At 34.9% G+C, this 241-nt stretch carries 1 protein-coding gene; it reads right to left on the bottom strand.

Features of this window, described 5'->3' with window-relative positions; all coding sequences use genetic code 11:
- On the bottom strand, positions 1–241 hold a 241-nt coding region (locus tag AC6UDE_RS07155; RefSeq protein WP_500697057.1), incomplete at both ends, for an FCD domain-containing protein.

The raw sequence follows: 241 nt of genomic DNA, 5'->3' as shown, positions 1-241 counted from the left end.
CTTGAACATCATCAAAGTTTTCATGTAACGACTTAATCATGAGGTCTCGATCTTTTGTTTTGATCGCATCTATATAAAGTTGATGATTATTTATGATTCGTGTAAAGTCTTCATACTTTTCTTTAAAACGACTCCGCATGGATAGAAGAATCAAACTTTCCATCACAGGTTTTAGATTATCCCAGATCATCAGGATGTAGGAATGGTTGATGGACCGAATAATCGTTTCATGGAATAGGAC

Source organism: Fructilactobacillus sp. X2R5C3 (assembly GCF_059901325.1).
Note: the sequence above shows the minus strand (reverse complement) of the source record. Positions and strands in the feature narration are given on the sequence as shown.